The organism is Sphingomonas sp., assembly GCF_036269755.1.
Taxonomy (GTDB): Bacteria; Pseudomonadota; Alphaproteobacteria; order Sphingomonadales; family Sphingomonadaceae; genus Sphingomonas.
Map to the genome: position 1 here is coordinate 107193 of NZ_DATBDV010000020.1, position 19346 is coordinate 126538.

Below are 19346 nucleotides of genomic sequence, written 5' to 3' on the forward strand. Positions count from 1 at the left end.
CGATCTGAAGGCGGTCGATCCGTGATCGATAAAACGGCGATATATCGATCATGAAGCGGATTCGGAGGCAACCGGAATGGCCAACTTTCCGCCGGCGCGATCGGCTACGCTTCGCACGCCACATCGGCTAACGTTGAGCTGGCGCGACGCCTGAGGCAAGAAATCGATGTTCATAACCAACGAGATGGATGCGGGCCAAATGCTCGCCGAGCATCTGAAGGGCCGGCGCGTCTCGCCGGAGGCCACTGCTGCCTTCGTGAATCTGAGGCACGATCGTGATCTCTGCCCGCACATCTCCGATCAGGTGAACACCATGCTGGCCGTTTACCGAGCCTATGGCCAAGAGGTTCACGACATGCAGAGCTTTCGCGACGACGGTGTCGACGTTCTGCTGACCTACGAAGACAAGGACGGCAATGAGCGCAAGGTCGGGATTCAGATCAAGAGCGACGACGAATTTCGACAGTGGGAAGCCAAGAAGCTTCCGTTGCTTCAGATTCTGAAGGGTCAAATCGCGACGGCGTTCGCCAACGCCAGGGTCGATGATTTCTATGTCTTGCTCTGTGTCGATGCGATCCGTCACCGTTCGCGGATTCGCACTGTGTGCTCGGAGTTGAAGAACTTTCCGCGCTGCCACATCATCGAGCCGATCGATGCGCTCGGCTTCTATCAGATGCAGCCGATGAGCCTTTGGTCGCGCACCGTCCGACTTCTATGCAATCGTGATGCGGTGCTTCGCGCTGCTACAGATGAATGCGACGGGAGGGCGCCCGACGTTGCATTCTTCACGATCACTCTTATGGAGCAAGCCTTCGGAGGGAGCCTACGCGTCGACGACTCCAGGCTATTCGATATCTGGAACGAGTGGGAGGAGTTCGCCGGTGAGGAGGCAGGCGAACCAGACCGACTGTCGGAAATCCTGGGCGAACTCCTCGGCGATGTTCTCGGCGGCGAGGTCGGTCAGGATTACTCGATCCAGATCGATGGATTGCCGAAAGCGCTGTGCGCACTCTATTTCGACTTGAAAGTGCGATCGGAAGCCTTCGATGGCCCGGGGAGCGATATCATCGGCCTGGTCCAACTGGCGGATCGGTTAGCCAATGACATCGGTTGAGGAACTGACGGCGACTTGGCGTGCTTTCCTGGTCCCGTGTCGCCGCCCTCCCGCACAGCCCCGGGTGAACCCGCGATCGCTGTCCAGAAAGGCAGCAAGCATTGCTGGAATGAGCTCGGCAACCGCTCGTCGCGACCATAAGCCTTCGAATACAGGGCGCCAAAGTCGATCAGAGCCTGATGAAGGTCGGGCATGACCGAGACGGTCAACTTCACCGGCGAATGGTCCAAAAGCTGTGGCAGATTGATCTCCGGGATCTAGTTGTTCCTCCCCGTCGGTGGAGAGAAGACGAGATCCTTGTGGACCACCAGCCGAACCGGAGCGCCCGGCCGCGAGCGGCCGAAACTGGGTTTGGGCGGACGTCGGATGCCCTCAGGAGGCACAGCATGGCCCCGGAAAGACGGTAAAACTCAAAGAGAATTTATGGCATACCGCGAGCAGTGACATGCCAACCTTGAGGTTCACGAGCGTTCGATGGCCCAAATGAAGCTGCCGAGACAAGTCGATCGCAAGCCAAGCGACCTTACGATCAGCTTATCCAGTGACCTTCGGCTCGCTCTTGAACAATATGCAGACATGTATCGAGCTACGTATGGCGAGGAAATCAGCGTTGCAGAGCTGGTACCAGCGATGCTCGGAGAGTTCCTAGCCGGTGACGGTGCTTTCCAAGCTCAAAATGGATTCGATGTGGCGGAGATGCCAGGCCACCCGGCACCACTGGAATCTGGATTGCCAAAGGCCGTCGTCTCCACAGTAGCGGACAAGTCGATACCTTTGAAAGAAGTCTGTCACATCGTCGGTGTTGGCAGATCGATGATTTACAAGATGATCCAACAAGAGCGATTTCCATTTCCGTACAAGCCGTCTCCTGGAGCGGCACGGTGGAGCGAACGGGAAGTAGTCAATTGGGTGGCGAATATCAGAGAAGACGCACGGACGCGGCGTGCACAGTAAGCCATTCATTTTATGAATGATAAGAAATCGGGAGCGGGAGGGATTCGATCCCTCGATGCATCATTGAGTCCTCAACAGTCCTTTATCGTCCATCTGGCGCTGGATGACACGTGAATGTCAAAACTGCGATAGCGACCTGGCGAAACCAGCCGTTCTGCGGGTCGTGCTCGGCATCACGGTTCTGAGCGACCTCAGAAAGGCATCCTGCGGCCCCTAACAGTGCCTAATCATGCGATGCCATCTCAGCCAAACTCATCGGCGGATTTGGGTCAACGTGGCCCGATGCCGAACGTCGAGGTGAAGATGATCGAGCGGGCCTGGGAGAAGAAGATCGAGCCGCTCACGGTGCGTATCGCGACGGCCGTCCGAATCACGGGCCTCAGCCGATCACGAATTTACGAGCTGATCCAGTCCGGTGACCTAGAAACGGTCAAGGTGGGGCGAGCGACCCTCATTCACTATGGAAGCCTCAAGAGCCTGACAGCAGGCGCAGATACAGCCCGAGGCTAAGGCGACAGATATACCCTGCGGGGCATAAGGTGGATTTATGCCTCGCAGGGTATGCGCCTTTACTTCCGTGGACGCTCGCGCGGCCGTCCCGCCTTCGACCTCGCTACCTTCGGTTTCTTGCGAACAGGGCCTGCGGGCCTGGCTCCCTTCGCTGCCTCCCGCAGGCCGTCGAGAAAGTCCGACCAGTGCTGCATCATCATCACTCGCTCGTCCCAATACTCCCCACGAGCATATGCGCGGCGCACTGATGAGGCCTCCTGATGGGCAAGCTGCCGCTCGATCGCATCAGGATTCCATCGGCCCATCTCGTTAAGCAGGGTCGCGGCCATTGCGCGGAAGCCATGCGCTGTCATCTCGCCTCTGTCGTAACCCATTCTCCGCAGCGCCTGGTTTACGCCATTCTCCGACATCGGACGCCTTGGGCTACCCATGCAGGGGAAAAGATATTGGCGATGACCCGTTAGCTCGCGAAGCTCCTCAATCATCGCGAGGGCCTGCCGGGATAACGGCACTCTGTGGGCTCGGCGCATCTTCATTTTCTCGACCGGAATGCACCAGAATGCCTTGTCGACGTCGATCTCGGACCATTCTGCTTGTCGGAGCTCACCCGGGCGGACGAACAAGTGCGGTGACAACCTCAGTGCCATGCGGGTGACGTCCTGCCCGGTATATGCATCGATCGACTTCAGCAGGATGCCCACCTCGACAGGATCTGTGATGGCCGCGTGGTGCGAGGTTCGGGGCGTCGTCAATGCACCGCGCAGATCGGCGGCGACGTCGCGATCGCACCGCGCCGTGGCGATGCCATAGCGAAAGACCCTGCTGAGCACGCTGCGCATCCGTCGGGCGCTCTCGTAGCGGCCCTTTGCCTCGACTTTGCGCAACACCGACAGCGCTTCAGTCGGGGTGACGGCGTTGATCGGGTGGGAACCGATCAATGGATACGCCATCCCGAGCAGCCAACGGATTTTGTCGAGCGTGACCTCCGCTCGGCCTTCGCGTTCGCACTTCGCGATCCATTCGAGTGCGACCTCCTTGAAGCTCGTCGCCACCGAAAACTTCGCGTTTATCTTTGCGCGCTTCTTCTCAAGGGCTGGATCGCGCCCAGCTGCGATCGCTTTTCTTGCCTCGCGACATTTCTCGCGGGCGTCGGCGAGGGAGACAGTCGGCCAAGGCCCGATGTGCAGTGTCCTGGCTATGCCGCCATATCGGTAGCGGAAGCGCCAAAGTTTCGCGCCTGACGGCTGGACGAAAAGAGCCAACCCTTGCCCATCGGAGAGCGTGTAGGGTTTCGCCTTTAGTTTCTCGGCAGTGATTTGCAGTTGAGTCAGCATCATCGTGTTCCCGGATTTTCCCGGGTCGATCCAGCAGACACAGGAAGAGACACGTTTTGTGTATCTTCTGCTGGAATCCACTGGATCAACCCGGACGGTTGCCAGCGAGAATCGATGAAATTCTGCTTTAAAACCAGCCGCTTGCTGGACGTCCCCGGACGTTAGCGGGGAGAACAAATGGTGCCCAGAAGAGGACTCGAACCTCCACGCCCTTGCGAGCGCCAGCACCTGAAGCTGGTGCGTCTACCAATTCCGCCATCTGGGCCCCAGAGACTTCAACTCAGGTAGGCGGCGCGCTCTATTGGGGGGGCGGGGGGTTGTCAACCGCGCCGGCCGCGCCGTCTTCCGCCCTTGTCCCCGCCGCCGCCACACGGCATGGAAAGCGCCGGAATCGGCAACAGGCGCGCACGGCGATGAAGGACACACTCGTAACGCTGATCGGCGGGGGCGGCTTTATCGGGCGCTATATCGCGCAGGAGTTGCTTGCGGCCGGCGTGCGCGTCCGCATCGCCGAGCGCGATCCGCGGCGCGCCTGGTTCCTGGGGCCGCTCGGCGGGCTTGGGCAGACCCAGTTCGCGGCATGCGATGTGCGCCGGCCCGACACCGTCGCGCGCGCCGTCGCCGGGTCGGACGCCGTGGTCTATCTGGTCGGGACGTGGGGTCCGGATTTCGTCGGACTCCAGCAGACCGGGTTGCGCGAAGCCGCGGCCGCGGCGCATGCGGCGGGGGTCGCGGCGTTCGTCGATGTCTCGACGATCGGGGCCGACGCCGAATCGCCGTCGCGTTATTACGCGACCAAAGGAGCGGGCGAGGCGGCGGCGCGTGCGGCGTTCCCCGACCTTACCGTTCTGCGTCCCTCGGTGGTGTTTGGCCCCGAGGACAAGTTTCTCAATCGCTTCGCCGCGATGGTCGCGCTGCTGCCGGTCGTGCCGGTGCTCAAGCCCAAGGCCCGGTTCCAGCCGGTACACGTCGTCGATGTCGCCCGCGCTGTGGCGCGCGTGCTCGCCGACCCGCGGGCCCACGCCGCCAAGACGTACGAGCTTGCCGGCCCCGAAGTGATTTCGATGATCGAGCTGATCGAGTGGTTGGCGCAAGCGACCGGCCGCTCGCCCGCGATCCTGCCGCTGCCCGATGTGGTGGGGAACGCGCTGTCGATGTTCGGCTTCCTGCCCGGCGCACCGATCAAGCGCGACCAGTGGAAGATGCTCCAGAGCGACAATGTCGCGAGCGGCACGCTGCCCGGGCTGTCCGCGCTCGGGATCGCCCCGACGCCGATGGAAGCGGTCGCACCGGCCTGGCTCGTCCAGTATCGCAAGCACGGACGGTTCAGCCGGCGCGCCGCGACCTGAACGCTTCGTTTTCGCTTAGCCGACAGGCGGGGATAGGCTCCCGTTACCCAGGGGGCTCAATTGCACGACATCATCACCGCCATCATCCTCGGCATCGTCGAGGGCGTGACCGAATTCCTGCCGGTGTCGTCGACCGGCCATCTGATCCTGGCGAGCGCGTTGCTCAAATACGATCCGGCCTATTGGGCGCTGTTCAACATCGTCATCCAGCTCGGCGCGATCCTGGCGATCGTGGTGCTGTACTGGCGAACGTTCTGGGCGGTGCTGACCGGGCTGGCGAAGTTCGATCCGGTATCGATCCGCTTCGTCCGCAACATCCTGGTCGCGTTCATTCCGGCGGCGGTGCTCGGCGTGCTGCTGCACAAGCAGATCGAGGCGTTGCTGGGCTCGCCGATGACGGTGGCGGTTGCGCTGATCGTCGGCGGCGTCGCGATCCTCGCGATCGAGCGAACGGTGAAGGAGGGCAACGTCAAGGGCGTCGCCGAGATCCCGTTGCCCAAGGTCGTCGGCATCGGCCTCATCCAGTGCCTGGCGATGATCCCGGGGGTCAGCCGATCGGGCGCGACGATCCTCGGCGCGCTCAGCCTGGGGGTCGAGCGCCGCACCGCTGCCGAGTTCAGCTTCTTCCTCGCCATTCCGACGATGCTCGGCGCGACGGTGCTCGAACTGGTCAGCAAGCGGCACGAGCTCGCCGCGGGCAACGCGGTAGGACCGGGGATGATCGCGATCGGATTCGTCGTCGCGTTCCTGGTCGCGCTGGTCGTGGTGCGCTGGTTCGTCGGGCTGGTCGGGCGCACCGGTTTCAGCCCGTTCGGCTGGTATCGCATCGTAATCGGCGCGCTCGCGCTCGTGCTGATATTGAGATAGTCACAAACCGGGCCTATTTGCACCGGCGGGACCACGAGCGCCCTTTGCGAAGGCGGGGATGGCATAAAGATGGGCAGTACTACTGCCCTAATAACCCGGATCACCATGGACGGGCGAGCGCCTACGCGATACGTCGCTTCCTGAAAGGAGCGGCAATGGCCAGCGACATGCTCAAGTTCGTCGATGTGGCGCAGGCCTATCCCGCCAAGCGTGAGGCCGAGCAGCGCGCCGACGATTTTCGCGAGATCGCCGACCGCTACGGCGTGCCGGCGGCGGAAGAGCAAGCGGGGCGCTGCGCGCAATGCGGCGTGCCGTACTGCACGGTGCATTGCCCGTTACACAACCACATCCCCGACTGGCTGCGGCTGACTGCCGAAGGGCGACTGCGCGAAGCGTACGAGCTGTCGAACGCGACGTCGACCATGCCGGAGATTTGCGGCCGCATCTGTCCGCAGGATCGGCTGTGCGAAGGCAATTGCGTGATCGAGTTTTCGGGGCACGGCGCGGTGACGATCGGGTCGGTCGAGAAGTTCATCACCGATGCCGCGTGGGACAATGGCTGGGTCGAGCCGATCGTGCCGGGGCCGAGCCGCGGCCAGTCGGTGGGGATCATCGGAGCCGGGCCGGCCGGATTGACCGCGGCCGAGCTTCTCCGCGTCGCCGGCTATGACGTGCACATCTATGATCGCCATGATCGTGCCGGCGGGCTGCTGACCTATGGCATTCCCGGCTTCAAGCTCGAAAAGCCGGTGGTGATGCGCCGCATCGATCGGTTGAAAGCGGGCGGGATTCTCTTCCACCAAGGCTTTGAGGTTGGCCGCGACGCCAGCCTCGACCAACTGCGCGACCGCCATGATGCGGTCCTGATCGCGACCGGCGTGTACAGGGCGCGGGGGCTGGCGGCACCCGGCGCGGAAGCGAGCGGCGTGGTCGAGGCGCTCGATTACTTGACCGCCTCCAATCGCAAAGGCTTCGGCGACGCGGTGCCCGATTTCGACAGCGGCGCGCTCGACGCGGCGGGCAAGCGCGTGATCGTGGTCGGCGGCGGCGACACCGCGATGGACTGCGTCCGCACCGCAGTGCGCCAGGGCGCGGCGTCGGTCGCGTGCCTGTACCGCCGCGACCGCGCCAACATGCCGGGCTCGCAGCGTGAGGTCGGCCATGCCGAGGAGGAAGGCGTCGAGTTCGTATGGCTGTCGGCGCCACGATCGTTCGGCGGCGGCGAGCGCGTCGAGACTGTCGAGATCGGCAGGATGCGGCTCGGCGCGCCCGACGCGAGCGGCCGGCGCACGCCTGAGCCCGACGACGCGCCGCCCGAAGTGCGCGGCGCCGATCTGGTGATCAAGGCGCTCGGCTTCGACGCCGACGACTTGCCGCTGCTGTTCGGCGTGCCCGACCTGCGCGTCACGCGCTGGGGCACGCTGCGGGTCGACAATGCGACGCTGATGACCAGCCTCGACGGCGTGTTCGCCGCCGGCGACATCGTCCGCGGCGCGAGCCTGGTGGTGTGGGCGGTGCGCGGCGGGCGTGACGTGGCCGCAAATATCGATAAGTACCTCCGGGCAAAGGTGAAACCGGAGAGGAAGGCCGCATGACGAAGAAGACGATGATCGTGGTAGTGGCGCTGCTGACCGCGACGCCAGTGCTGGCGCAGACGCCGCCGCCGCCGCCGGCTGCGTCGGCGGCGGTCGATCCGGCCAAGCTCGCGATCGCACGCGACGTCATCAACGTTGTTTTGCCGCCTGATCAACGAGACAAGATGTTCGCATCGATACTCGATACGACGATGCGCAACATGATGGCCGGCGCGATGCAGGGCTCGGGGGTCGCAGAAGAGATAAAGGACAATCCCAAAGTACAGGCTGTGTTCGAGCGTTTCGTCGAACGGCAGCGCAGCTTCGCGATGGCAGATCTTCGCGCAGCCATGCCGGATTTGGTCGAGGCCTATGCGCGCGCTTATGCCCGGATGTTCTCGCTCGACGATTTGCAGGCGATCCGGACGTTCGTGCAGACGCCGGCCGGCGCGCATTTCGTGCAGCGCGGCTCGACCATGCTGGCCGATCCGGACGTGTCGGCCTGGCAGCGTCGCCTGACTGCCCAAGGGGCCGCGCGCCAGCAGGTGGAGTTGGAGAAGCTGAAGGCCGAACTGTTATCGGTCCGCACCGCTGCGCCAGGCAAGACATGATCGACCAGCGCGCCCGCCTCGCCGCCGAGGGCATGTACCGCCCCGAATTCGAGTCCGACGCGTGCGGCGTGGGCCTTGTCGCGGCGATCGACGGGCGGCCGTCGCGGCGTGTGGTCGAATCGGCGATCGATGCGCTGAAGGCGGTGTGGCATCGCGGCGCGGTCGATGCCGACGGCAAGACCGGCGACGGTGCGGGGCTGCACATCGACCTGCCGTTCACCTTCTTCGACGAGGCGATCCAGTCATCGGGGCACCGCGTCGCCGACAGCCGGCTAGCGGTCGGCATGATCTTCCTGCCCCGCACCGATCTCGGCGCGCAGGAAGCGTGCCGCACGATCGTCGAAAGCGCGATCATCGAGGCGGGCTACACGATCTACGGCTGGCGGCAGGTGCCGGTCGACGTGTCGGTGATCGGTCGCAAGGCGCAGGAGACTCGGCCCGAGATCGAGCAGATCATGATCGCCGGGCCGCTGCCCGACCAGCAATCGGCCGAGGAGTTCGAGAAGGACCTCTATCTGGTCCGCCGCCGCATCGAAAAGCGAGTCATCGCCGCGCAGATTTCGGGTTTCTACGTCTGCTCGCTGTCATGCCGCTCGATCATCTACAAGGGCCTGTTCCTCGCCGAGAGCCTGTCGGTCTTCTACCCCGATTTGAAGGACCCGCGCTTCGAAAGCCGCGTGGCGATCTTCCATCAGCGTTATTCGACCAACACCTTCCCGCAATGGTGGCTGGCGCAGCCGTTCCGCTGCCTCGCGCACAATGGCGAGATCAACACGATCCGCGGCAACAGGAACTGGATGCTCAGCCACGAGATCAAGATGGCGGCGAATGCGTTCGGCGAAGCGTCGGAGGACATCAAGCCGGTGATCCCGGCGGGCGCGTCGGACACCGCGGCGCTCGACGCGGTGTTCGAGGCGATCTGCCGCTCGGGCCGGGACGCGCCGACCGCCAAGCTGATGCTGGTGCCCGAGGCTTGGGGCGGCAAGGGCGAGATGCCAAAGGCCCATCTCGACATGTTCAAATACCTCGGCAGCGTGATGGAGCCGTGGGACGGTCCCGCCGCGCTCGCGATGACCGACGGCCGCTGGGCGGTGGCGGGGATGGATCGCAATGCGTTGCGTCCGTTGCGCTACACCCGGACGTCGGACGGCCTGCTGATCGTCGGGTCCGAAAGCGGGATGGTCGTCGTGCCGGAGACGATGATCGTCGAAAAGGGCCGGCTCGGTCCGGGCCAAATGATCGCGGTGGATCTCGATCAGGGCAAGCTGCTCCACGACCGCGAGGTCAAGGACCGCATCGCCGGCGAGCACGATTACGGCGCGATGGTCGGGGAATTCGTGACGATCGACGATCTAAAACTCCCTCTCCCGTCCGGGGAGAGGGTGGCCGAGCCGAAGGCGAGGTCGGGAGAGGGGCAGGGCGATCCGCTTCGTCACAGCCCCTCTCCCCGACCCTCTCCCCAGGGGGGAGGAGATTGGATTTGCCGCTTCGACCGTGCCGAATTGCTCCGGCGCCAGAGCGCGGCCGGGCAAACCCTCGAGGACATGGAACTGATACTGTCGCCGATGGTCGAAACCGCCAAGGAAGCGATCGGTTCGATGGGCGACGACACGCCGCTGGCCGTCATCTCTGACAAGCCGCGACTGATCAGCCAATTCTTTCGCCAGAATTTTTCGCAAGTCACCAACCCGCCGATCGACAGCTTGCGTGAGCGCCACGTAATGTCGCTCAAGACTCGCTTCGGCAATCTCGCCAACATTCTCGACACCGGCGAGCGGCGCGACCGGGTGCTGGTGCTCGAAAGCCCGGTGCTGGCCGGTGCCGACTGGGCGAAGCTGAAAGCCTATTTCGGCGATTCCGCAGCGGAGATCGATTGCACCTTCGCGTCGGGCGGTGGGCCCGATGCGCTCCGCGCCGCGATCCAGCGCATCCGCGTCCAGGCCGAGCAAGCCGTGCGCGAGGGCAAGAGCGAGCTGTTCCTGTCGGACCGCGGCATCGGCCCCGACAAGGTCGGGATCGCCGGCGTTCTGACCGCCGCCGCCGTGCACACGCACCTCGTGCGGCGGGGCCTGCGGTCGTATTGCTCGGTCAATATCGAAACCGCCGAATGTCTCGACACGCATTATTATGCGGTGCTGGTCGGCGTCGGCGCGACCACGGTCTACGCCTATCTGGCGGAGGCCGCGATCGCCGATCGCCAGGCGCGCGGGCTGTTCGGCGATCTCACCCTCCACCAATGCCTCGCCAACCACCGCAAGGCGGTCGACGAAGGGCTGCTCAAGATCATGTCGAAGATGGGGATCGCGGTGATCTCCTCGTATCGCGGCGGGTACAATTTCGAAGCGGTCGGGCTGTCGCGCAGCCTCGTCGCGGACCTGTTCCCCGGCATGCCCGCCAAGATTTCGGGCGAGGGCTATGTCTCGCTTCACCGTAACGCCGAGGAGCGCCATCAGGCGGCGTTCGACGCTTTGAGCAGTGGAGGGGGCGCTGCGACGCTGCCGATCGGCGGCTTCTACCGTCAGCGGTACGGCGGCGAGACGCATGCTTATTCGGCGCAGCTGATGCACCTGCTGCAGACCGCGGTCGCGACCGACAGCTATTCGACCTACCAGCGATTCTCGCGCGGGGTCGCGGATTTGCCGCCGGTCTATCTGCGCGATCTGCTCGAGTTCAACTTTCGCGACGAAGCGCTGCCGATCGACCAGGTCGAGCCGATCACCGAAATCCGCAAGCGCTTCGTCACGCCGGGAATGAGCCTGGGCGCGCTCTCGCCCGAGGCGCACGAGACGCTGGCGATCGCGATGAACCGCATCGGCGCCAAGGCGGTTTCGGGCGAGGGCGGCGAGGACAAGGTCCGCTACAGTCCTTACGAAAACGGCGACAACGCCAATTCGGGGGTCAAGCAGATCGCCTCCGGGCGGTTCGGCGTGACGGCCGAATATCTCAATGCCTGCGACGAGATCGAGATCAAGGTCGCACAAGGCGCCAAGCCAGGCGAGGGCGGGCAGCTGCCCGGGTTCAAGGTCACCGAATTCATTGCCAAGCTGCGCCACGCGACGCCCGGCGTGACATTGATCAGCCCGCCGCCGCACCACGACATCTATTCGATCGAGGATCTCGCGCAGCTCATCTACGACTTGAAGCAGATCAATCCGCGCGCCCGCGTCTGCGTGAAGCTGGTCAGCTCGGCGGGGATCGGCACCGTCGCGGCGGGCGTCGCCAAGGCGCATGCCGACGTGATCCTCGTCTCCGGCCATGTCGGCGGCACCGGTGCGAGCCCGCAGACCAGCATCAAATATGCCGGCACGCCCTGGGAAATGGGCCTGTCGGAGGTCAACCAGACGTTGACGCTCAACGGGCTTCGCGGCCGCGTGAAGCTTCGCACCGACGGCGGGCTCAAGACCGGGCGCGACATCGTGATTGCCGCGATCCTGGGTGCCGAGGAATTCGGCATCGGTACGCTCAGCCTGGTTGCGATGGGCTGCATCATGGTGCGGCAATGCCATTCGAATACGTGTCCCGTCGGGGTGTGCACGCAGGACGAACGGCTGCGCGAGAAATTCGGCGGGTCGCCCGAAAAGGTGATCAATCTGATGACCTTTATCGCCGAGGAAGTGCGCGATATCCTCGCGAAGCTCGGTGTCCGCAGCCTCGACGAGATCATCGGCCGCACCGAATTGCTCCGCCAGGTCAGCCGAGGCGCCGAGCATCTCGACGACCTCGACCTCAACCCGATCCTCGCCAAGGTCGATGCCGACGACGACCAGCGCCGCTTCAGCCTGCAGACGTGGCGCAACGAAGCGCCCGACAGCCTCGACGCGCAGATGATCAAGGACGCCGCCAACGTTTTCTCGCGCCGCGAAAAGATGCAGCTGACCTACAATGTGCGCAACGTGCACCGCGCGGTCGGCACTCGGCTGTCCTCGGAAATCACGCGCGCGTTCGGGATGGATACGCTCGCCGATGGCCACGTCACGGTGCGGCTGCGCGGCTCGGCGGGGCAGAGTCTCGGCGCGTTTCTGTGCAAGGGTATTACGCTCGAAGTGTTCGGCGACGCCAATGATTATGTCGGCAAGGGGCTTTCGGGGGGCACGATCATCCTCCGCCCGGTGGTGTCGTCGCCGCTCGCCAGTCAGGAAAACACGATCATCGGCAACACCGTGCTCTATGGCGCGACTGGCGGACGGCTGTTCGCCGCGGGTCAGGCCGGCGAGCGCTTCGCGGTCCGCAATTCGGGCGCGACGGTGGTGGTCGAGGGCTGCGGCGCAAACGGCTGCGAGTATATGACCAACGGCGTCGCCGTGGTGCTCGGGCCGGTCGGCGCCAATTTCGGTGCGGGCATGACCGGCGGGATGGCGTTCGTCTACGATACCGACGGGAGCTTCGAGCGCCGCGCCAATGGCGAATCGATCGTCTGGCAAAGGCTAGCCTCGGCGCATTGGGAAGCGACGCTTCGCGACTTGGTCGACCAGCACGCCGCCGCGACCGGCAGCGCCTGGTCGCAATCGATCCTCGACGACTGGGGCCGCGCGTGCGGCACGTTCTGGCAGATCGTCCCAAAGGAAATGCTCGAGCGCCTGCCGCACGCGCTCGACGACGGATTGGAACTCGCCGCCGCCGAATAGGTTTGCTTCAAATCCGCCGCCGAAGCTGCTATGGCGGCGGCGTTCCGGAACAGCGATCGGATGGGTATATGCGTAAGACTGCCTTGATCCTCCTCGCCACGACGATGGCGACTCCAGCGATGGCGCGCGAGCGTGCGGCGCCGCCGTCGCACCGCGACGATCTGCGAACGGCCGCGCGCACGTTGAGCGATCCGCGAGTCCAGGCCGGCGTCGCCGGGTTGGTCGACCAGCTTGCCGCCGCCATGCTCGACACGCGCGTCGGGCCGCTCGCGGATCTCGCGCCCGATGCGGACATCCGCCCCAACGACACGCTCGCCGACATCCAGCGCCGCCGCGACCCGGCCTATCGCGCCAAGCTGCGCGCGGGCACCATCGGCGCGGTCGCCGTCGCCGGTCGTGCCGCGGGCGATGCTGCCGCGATGACCGATGAGGTCGATGCCGCTGTCGTCCGTCTGCGCCGCGTGCTCGATTCGATCGACCGGTAAGGACGCCGCGGGTCGTCGCTCCGCGCACGGCCGCCACCGAAGAGCGAAGACGCCGAGCCGATCAAGTGCTACGCGACCCCAGCGCCACGGGCGATAAGGCCGCGCGCATTCGGGGGTAAGTGATGCAGGTTCAGGTCGTTCAGCCCAACGGGGTTCTGCAATACGTCATTCCGGTCGTCGTGATCGCGATCGTCTTCACGCTTCGCGCGCGCCGGATGACTCGGATGCGGCCGTTGCGGCTCAACCAGTTGTGGATCGTGCCGGCGATCTACCTCGCGATCGTCGCGGCCACTTTCGTAGCGACGCCGCCGGGCCGGAGCGCCTGGATCGCCGCCGCGGTCGCGCTGATCGTCGGCGCCGCGATCGGCTGGCAGCGCGGGCGGCTGATGCAGATCCACGTCGACCCCGAGACGCACGCGCTCAGCCAGAAGGGCTCGCCGCTCGCGGTGCTGTTCCTGCTCGGCATCATCCTGATCAAGACGGTGGCACAGGGGGAGGGACGGTCGCTCGGCTTCGACGTGGCGCTGGTGACCGACGCAGCGCTGGCGCTCGCGCTCGGCATGTTCGCGATGACCCGGGTCGAGATGTACCTGCGCGCGAAGCGGATGCTCGATGAGGCGGGAGGCGGCGCGGCCGCCTAGTCCGCGATCGCCTTGCGAACCTGCGGGCGCGGAGCGACTCGGCGCTCGCGCCTGCGCGCGAGCCTATTGTGGCGCAAGTGCGGGGTGACGGATCGGTTCTGGCCGACTAAGCGACCTCATCATGATCAAGCACGCTTTATCCGTCACGCGCGCGCAGGATTTCGCGCAATGGTATCAGACCGTGATCACCGAAGCCGACATGGCCGAGGAGTCCGGGGTGCGCGGGTGCATGGTGATCCGGCCATGGGGGTACGGCATCTGGGAGCGAATCCAGCGGCTGCTCGACGATCGCATCAAGGCGACGGGGCATGAGAATTGTTACTTCCCGCTGTTCATCCCGCTCTCCAATTTCGAGAAGGAGGCCGAGCATGTCGAGGGCTTCGCCAAGGAAATGGCGGTCGTCACGCACCACCGGCTGATCCCCGACGGCAAGGGCAAGCTGATCCCCGATCCCGCCGCCAAGCTCGAGGAACCGCTCGTCATTCGCCCGACGTCGGAAACGGTGATCGGGACTGCGTTCTCGCGCTGGGTGCAATCGTGGCGCGACCTGCCGGTGCTGATCAATCAATGGGCCAACGTCGTGCGCTGGGAGATGCGCACGCGGATGTTCCTGCGCACCACCGAATTCCTCTGGCAGGAGGGGCATACCGCACACGCCAGCGAGGCCGAGGCGCGCGAAGAGACGCTCAAGATGCTCGAAGTCTATCGCAGCTTCGCCGAGGAATGCGTCGCGCTGCCGGTGATTGCCGGCGAAAAGCCCGAGAACGAGCGTTTCCCCGGCGCGGTCGAAACCTGGTCGATCGAGGCGATGATGCAGGACGGCAAGGCGCTCCAGGCGGGCACCTCGCACTTCCTCGGCACCAACTTCGCGCATGCGCAGGACATCAAGTTCCAGAATGCGAACGGCGAACTCGAATTCGCCAATACGACGAGCTGGGGGATGTCGACGCGGATGATCGGCGGGCTGATCATGGTCCATGGCGACGACGATGGCCTTCGCGTTCCGCCGCGGCTCGCGCCGTGGCAAGTGGTGATCGTGCCGATGTTGCGCGACACCGACGAGGATGGCGCGATCCTCGATTATTGCCGCGCGCTGCAGCGCGAGCTGGCGAAGCTGTCGGCGTGCGGCGAGCCGGTGCGGGCGTTGCTCGATATGAAGGCGGCGAAGTCGACCACCAAGCGCTGGGGCTGGATCAAGAAGGGCGCGCCGATCGTGATCGAGGTCGGCGGGCGCGATGTGGCGGGCGGCAACGTATCGGTGATCCGCCGCGATCGCTTGTACCGCGAGGACGGCAAGCTCGACAGCGCGGTGGTGGCCAAGACCGATTTCGTCGGCCGGGCCGCGGGGATGCTCGAGCAAATCCAGAGCGTGATGCTGGCGGGCGCGAAGGCGCGGCTCGACGCCGGCATCTCGCGCGACGTGGCCGACATGGCTGGGCTCGAGGCGTTCTTTGCAGATGACGTCAAGAACCCCGGCTGGGTCGAAGCGGGCTGGTCGAAGCCGACCGGCGTCGCGCTCGACAAGGTGGTCGAGAAACTGAAATCGCTCAAGCTCACGCTGCGCAACGTGCCCCAGGGCGCGCCCCCGGCGACGGGTACGTGCCTGTTCACCGGCGAGCCCGCGGTCGAACGCGTGCTGATCGCGCGGGCGTATTAGTTTTCCTCTCACGCCTCCCCGGCGGAAGCCGGGGTCCAGTTGCGACGCCGTCCGACGATCATGCGCACCGCCAGATTTCTGCATCCGTCCAACTGGGCCCCGGCGTTCGCCGGGGAAGCGTGTTTTGGGGTGAGGGAAGGAATGTCGTGCCTGCCAAGATGATCTGGTTCGCCGGCCAAAAACCGGACCCCGCCGCGCTCACCCAACTCGGCGCCGCGTCGATGCCGGGGCATATCGGCATCGAATTCACCGAAGCTGGCGACGACTGGCTCGCCGCGCGGATGCCGGTCGACGCGCGTACGCACCAGCCGTTTGGGCGGCTCCATGGCGGCGCATCGGTGGCGCTCGCCGAGACCGTGGCGTCGGTCGGCGCCACCATGACCCTCGACCCGGCGACCTCGGTCGCGGTGGGCATGGAGATCAATGCCAACCATATCCGCCCGGTGATGGCGGGCTATGTCACCGCGGTCGCCACCGCCGAATCGATCGGCCGCACGACTCAGGTGTGGACGATCCGGATCACCGACGATGCCGGCAAGCTGGTCTGCCTGTCGCGGATCACGCTCGCGGTGATCGCGCGCGGCTGACGCGAAGGATTCGCGCCGCTGGTGCGTAGACACACGTTCGCCCTCTGGAGGGATCGGCGATGCGGTGGTTATTGGTGATGCTAGCGATCGGAATCGCGCTTCAGCTCGCCGTGTCGGCGTAGCGCGTCACCAGGCGCAAGCTCAACGCGCGCATCACCGATCGCTCGATCGGCGAGTCGAAGCGGCACCCGATCATCCCGTCGGCGCACCACACCACGCTCGCCGCGATCGGCATCCGCCCGTCGAAGCGCAGCCACAGCCGCTCGCCTTGATCGGTCGCGACGGGAGTCGCGATCCGGCAGCCGTACGAGGACAAATCGTGGAGCACCGCTTCGATCGGCGTCTTGCCGTGCCGCCGCACGCTGGCGCGCGTGACGATCAGGCGCAGCCGCGGCTCGGCGCGCTGCTCGACCAATGCCGGCGCCGCCTTGCGAAACTGCGAATATTTGGTTGCCACTACGCTCCCCGACTCACTCGCGGCGAGGCTGCGCCGGGCAGGGTTAAGGAGTGGCTAAGGCTCGCTTTTTTGGGTGCGTGGCGCCGACATGCGCTTGCCCGCGCGCCTTCGCCAAAGATGCCTGGCGGTGACGTTCGGCATAGCCTGCACGAGTCCCCTCGTCGCGGGCACCGTGGCAAGCGGGGCAAGCGACGCCTTCCTCGTACAGCGGCGAGGCGCGGTCCTCGGGACTGACCGGCATCCGGCAGCCGCGGCACAGCACGTGCGTTCCGGGGGCGAGGCCGTGTCCGACCGCGACTCGCTCGTCGAACACGAAGCATTCGCCGCGCCAGCGGCTGTCGGCTTCGGGCACCTCCTCGAGATATTTGAGGATGCCGCCCTGCAAATGATGGACGTGCTCGATTCCTTCCGCCTTGAGCAAGGCCGTGGCCTTCTCGCACCGGATCCCGCCCGTGCAGAACATCGCGACTCGCGGCGCGGCGGCGATCTCCTCGCGGTGCGTGCGGAACCAGGCGGGGAAGTCGCTGAAGCTTGACGTGCCCGGATCGACCGCCCCGGCGAAGCTGCCGACGCGCACTTCGTAATCGTTGCGTGCGTCGATCACGAGCGTGCCGGGCTGATCGATCAGCGCGTTCCAGTCCGCGGGCGCGACATAGCTGCCCACGGCGAGCGGATCGACGCGCTCGCCCATTGTCACGATCTCGCGCTTGAGCCGGACCTTGAGGCGGTGGAACGGCATCGTCTCGGCCGCCGAGAACTTGACATCGAGATCGGCGCAATCGGGCAGCGTGCGGATGTGCGCGAGGACTTGGTCGATGCCCTCGGGCGGTCCGGCAATGGTGCCGTTGATGCCTTCGGTCGCGAGCAGCAACGTGCCTTTGACGCCTTGCGCCATGCACAGATCGAGCAACGGCCCGCGCAGCATGGCGGGGTCGGGGAAAGACGCGAAGCGGTAGAGCGCGGCGACCTGGATCATCGGGTCAAGAAACCTGTGCTCCGGCGAAGGCCGGAGCCTTGGCGATCGAAGCGCATTCCTGCCAGCGCTCCGGCCTTCGCCGGAGCACGGTGAGGCTTAGGCAAAAGAGTCACAACGCGTCCCACGCTTTCTCGAATGCCGCGTGCTGTTCGGGGGTCAAGTGCAGTCCGACCTTGCTGCGTCGGTCGAGCGCATCCGCCGCCGTCCGCGCCCATTCGTGGGTCTGCATCCAGCGCCCCTCGATCTCGGTCAGCCCACCGCCGAGGTCCGCGCCCATCCCGGCCTCGTCCGTCACACCGTCGAGCATCTTGCCGAGCATCGATCCATAAGCATGTGCCATTCGCGCCGACCGCGCTTCGCCGAGGAACGGCCAGCTCGCGCGGACTTGCGCGAGGAAGTGTTCGAAATCGCCGATCGCGCCGCCGGGAAAGACGCGGGCGCGAGTGATCGGGCGCGGCTTGAGCCCCAGCGCCGCGCCGAGCTTGGCCATTGCTTCCTCGGCGAGGTGACGGCCGGTGGTGATCTTTCCGCCGAACACGCTGAGCAAAGGCGGCCCGTCTTCGTCGAGCTCGAGCACGTAATCGCGCGTCACGGCCTTCGCCTCGCTCGCGCCGTCGTCATAGAGCGGCCGCACGCCCGACCAGCTGCATGTCACGTCGGCGGGCGAAACTTGCTTCACGAAGTGGTGGTTCGCGCCATCGCAAAGGTAGGCGATCTCTTCGGCTGAAATCACCGCATCCTCGGGCGCATCGACGGGAATGTCGGTCGTCCCGATTTCGGTCCCGCCCTGCCAGGGAATCGCGAAGATGATTCGGCGGTCGGGGAGCTGAAGGATGTAGGCGTGGTCGCCCTCGTACAGCTTGGGCACGACGATGTGGCTGCCCTTGACGAGTCGAACGTTCGCCTTGCTGGGAATGCCGAGTTGTTCGAGCAGCAGATGAACCCACGGCCCCGCGGCGTTGACGAAGCCTCGCGCGGTGACCTCGCGTCCGTTGGACAGCGTCGCGTGCCAGAGACCGCCTTCGCGCGACGCACCTTCAAGCGAAACCCGCGTGCAAATCTCCGCGCCATTGGCGGCGGCGTCGACCGCGTTGAGCAAGGTGAGCCGCGAATCGTCGACTTGCGCGTCCGAATAGACGAACCCGCTTTCCCCGCCCTTCAACGGCGCGATGTAGTCGGTGTCCGATTTCCGCAGCCCGCGCGACCGGGGCAGGCTCATCTTCCCGCCGAGGAAGTCGTAAAGGTAGAGCCCGATCCGCACCATCCACCACGGCCGCACCGCATTTTCCTGCGGCAGCACGAAGCGCAACGGGCGGATGATGTGCGGCGCGGCGTGGATCAGGCGTTCGCGTTCCCTGAGCGCCTCGGCGACGAGGCGGAAGTCGTAATATTCGAGGTAGCGCAAGCCGCCGTGGATCAGCTTGGTCGAGGCCGAGGAGGTGTGGCTGGCGAGGTCGTCGCGCTCGACCAGCAGCACCTTCAATCCCAGCAGCGCCGCTTCGCGCGCGATCGCGCAGCCGTTGATTCCGCCGCCGGCGATGAGGAGGTCGTAATGGTCGGTCACGCGCTCCCCCTACCGTCATTCGAGCGGAGCGCCTATCTTCG

General features: G+C 65.2%; 16 protein-coding genes, 1 tRNA gene and 1 pseudogene. 12 read left to right on the forward strand and 6 right to left on the reverse strand.

Annotated elements, in window-relative coordinates:
- The first annotated feature begins 166 nt into the window (after nucleotides 1-166).
- Nucleotides 167-1114, forward strand: a complete 948-nt coding sequence (locus VH326_RS13260) for a hypothetical protein (RefSeq protein WP_329632311.1) — start codon at nucleotides 167-169, stop codon at nucleotides 1112-1114.
- Here VH326_RS13260 and VH326_RS16060 read toward each other — a convergent pair.
- Nucleotides 1094-1371: pseudogene (locus VH326_RS16060) on the reverse strand (DUF2274 domain-containing protein). The gene VH326_RS13260 and the pseudogene VH326_RS16060 overlap by 21 nt on opposite strands.
- A gap of 226 nt (nucleotides 1372-1597) precedes the next feature.
- On the opposite strand from VH326_RS16060, the gene VH326_RS13270 reads away from it, so the two are divergent.
- Together VH326_RS13270 and VH326_RS13275 are read left to right on the forward strand one after the other, a co-directional pair.
- Nucleotides 1598-2068, forward strand: coding sequence for a DUF2274 domain-containing protein (locus tag VH326_RS13270; protein WP_329632312.1), 471 nt, complete (start codon nucleotides 1598-1600; stop codon nucleotides 2066-2068).
- A 282-nt stretch (nucleotides 2069-2350) separates the two neighbouring features.
- Nucleotides 2351-2578 (forward strand): DNA-binding protein, encoded by a 228-nt coding sequence (locus tag VH326_RS13275; RefSeq protein WP_414714282.1) that lies wholly within the window; start codon nucleotides 2351-2353, stop codon nucleotides 2576-2578.
- A gap of 59 nt (nucleotides 2579-2637) precedes the next feature.
- Here VH326_RS13275 and VH326_RS13280 read toward each other — a convergent pair whose 3' ends face one another.
- Together VH326_RS13280 and VH326_RS13285 are read right to left on the reverse strand one after the other, a co-directional pair.
- Nucleotides 2638-3912, reverse strand: a complete 1275-nt coding sequence (locus VH326_RS13280; protein WP_329632313.1) for a tyrosine-type recombinase/integrase — start codon at nucleotides 3910-3912, stop codon at nucleotides 2638-2640.
- A 178-nt stretch (nucleotides 3913-4090) separates the two neighbouring features.
- Nucleotides 4091-4177, reverse strand: a tRNA-Leu gene (locus VH326_RS13285).
- A gap of 148 nt (nucleotides 4178-4325) precedes the next feature.
- On the opposite strand from VH326_RS13285, the gene VH326_RS13290 reads away from it, so the two are divergent.
- The 9 genes from VH326_RS13290 to VH326_RS13330 all read left to right on the forward strand — a co-directional run bounded on the left by VH326_RS13290 (nucleotide 4326) and on the right by VH326_RS13330 (nucleotide 16308).
- Nucleotides 4326-5261 carry a complex I NDUFA9 subunit family protein gene (locus VH326_RS13290; RefSeq protein ID WP_329632314.1) on the forward strand — a complete coding sequence of 312 codons (936 nt, stop codon included), beginning with the start codon at nucleotides 4326-4328 and terminating at the stop codon, nucleotides 5259-5261.
- A gap of 60 nt (nucleotides 5262-5321) precedes the next feature.
- Nucleotides 5322-6128, forward strand: a complete 807-nt coding sequence (locus tag VH326_RS13295; RefSeq protein ID WP_329632315.1) for an undecaprenyl-diphosphate phosphatase — start codon at nucleotides 5322-5324, stop codon at nucleotides 6126-6128.
- A gap of 155 nt (nucleotides 6129-6283) precedes the next feature.
- Nucleotides 6284-7723 (forward strand): NAD(P)-dependent oxidoreductase, encoded by a 1440-nt coding sequence (locus VH326_RS13300; protein WP_329632316.1) that lies wholly within the window; start codon nucleotides 6284-6286, stop codon nucleotides 7721-7723.
- Nucleotides 7720-8313, forward strand: coding sequence for a DUF2059 domain-containing protein (locus tag VH326_RS13305; RefSeq protein ID WP_329632317.1), 594 nt, complete (start codon nucleotides 7720-7722; stop codon nucleotides 8311-8313). Before VH326_RS13300 ends, VH326_RS13305 begins: the two co-directional genes overlap by 4 nt.
- The gene (gene gltB / locus VH326_RS13310; protein ID WP_329632318.1) at nucleotides 8310-12938 is read left to right on the forward strand and encodes a glutamate synthase large subunit; all 4629 of its coding nucleotides are present in this window, start codon (nucleotides 8310-8312) and stop codon (nucleotides 12936-12938) included. Before VH326_RS13305 ends, gltB begins: the two co-directional genes overlap by 4 nt.
- Nucleotides 12939-13006: 68 nt before the next feature.
- Nucleotides 13007-13423, forward strand: a complete 417-nt coding sequence (locus VH326_RS13315) for a hypothetical protein (RefSeq protein WP_329632319.1) — start codon at nucleotides 13007-13009, stop codon at nucleotides 13421-13423.
- 122 nt (nucleotides 13424-13545) lie between these two features.
- A complete protein-coding gene (locus VH326_RS13320; RefSeq protein ID WP_329632320.1) occupies nucleotides 13546-14064 on the forward strand; it encodes a CcdC protein domain-containing protein in 519 nt (172 codons plus the stop codon).
- 121 nt (nucleotides 14065-14185) lie between these two features.
- Nucleotides 14186-15721, forward strand: coding sequence for an aminoacyl--tRNA ligase-related protein (locus VH326_RS13325; protein WP_329632321.1), 1536 nt, complete (start codon nucleotides 14186-14188; stop codon nucleotides 15719-15721).
- Nucleotides 15722-15867: 146 nt separating this feature from the next.
- Entirely contained in the window at nucleotides 15868-16308 is a 441-nt protein-coding gene (locus VH326_RS13330; RefSeq protein ID WP_329632322.1) for a hotdog fold thioesterase, read from the forward strand.
- A 100-nt stretch (nucleotides 16309-16408) separates the two neighbouring features.
- On the opposite strand, the gene VH326_RS13335 is transcribed toward VH326_RS13330, so the two are convergent.
- From VH326_RS13335 to glpD, 3 genes are all read right to left on the reverse strand, one after another.
- A complete protein-coding gene (locus tag VH326_RS13335; protein ID WP_329632323.1) occupies nucleotides 16409-16765 on the reverse strand; it encodes a PilZ domain-containing protein in 357 nt (118 codons plus the stop codon).
- Nucleotides 16766-16808: 43 nt separating this feature from the next.
- Nucleotides 16809-17741: a rhodanese-related sulfurtransferase gene (locus tag VH326_RS13340; protein ID WP_329632324.1), complete on the reverse strand. Its 933-nt coding sequence runs from the start codon at nucleotides 17739-17741 to the stop codon at nucleotides 16809-16811.
- Nucleotides 17742-17850: 109 nt separating this feature from the next.
- Nucleotides 17851-19305, reverse strand: coding sequence for a glycerol-3-phosphate dehydrogenase (glpD, locus tag VH326_RS13345; RefSeq protein WP_329632325.1), 1455 nt, complete (start codon nucleotides 19303-19305; stop codon nucleotides 17851-17853).
- Between the last annotated feature and the right edge of the window lie 41 nt (nucleotides 19306-19346).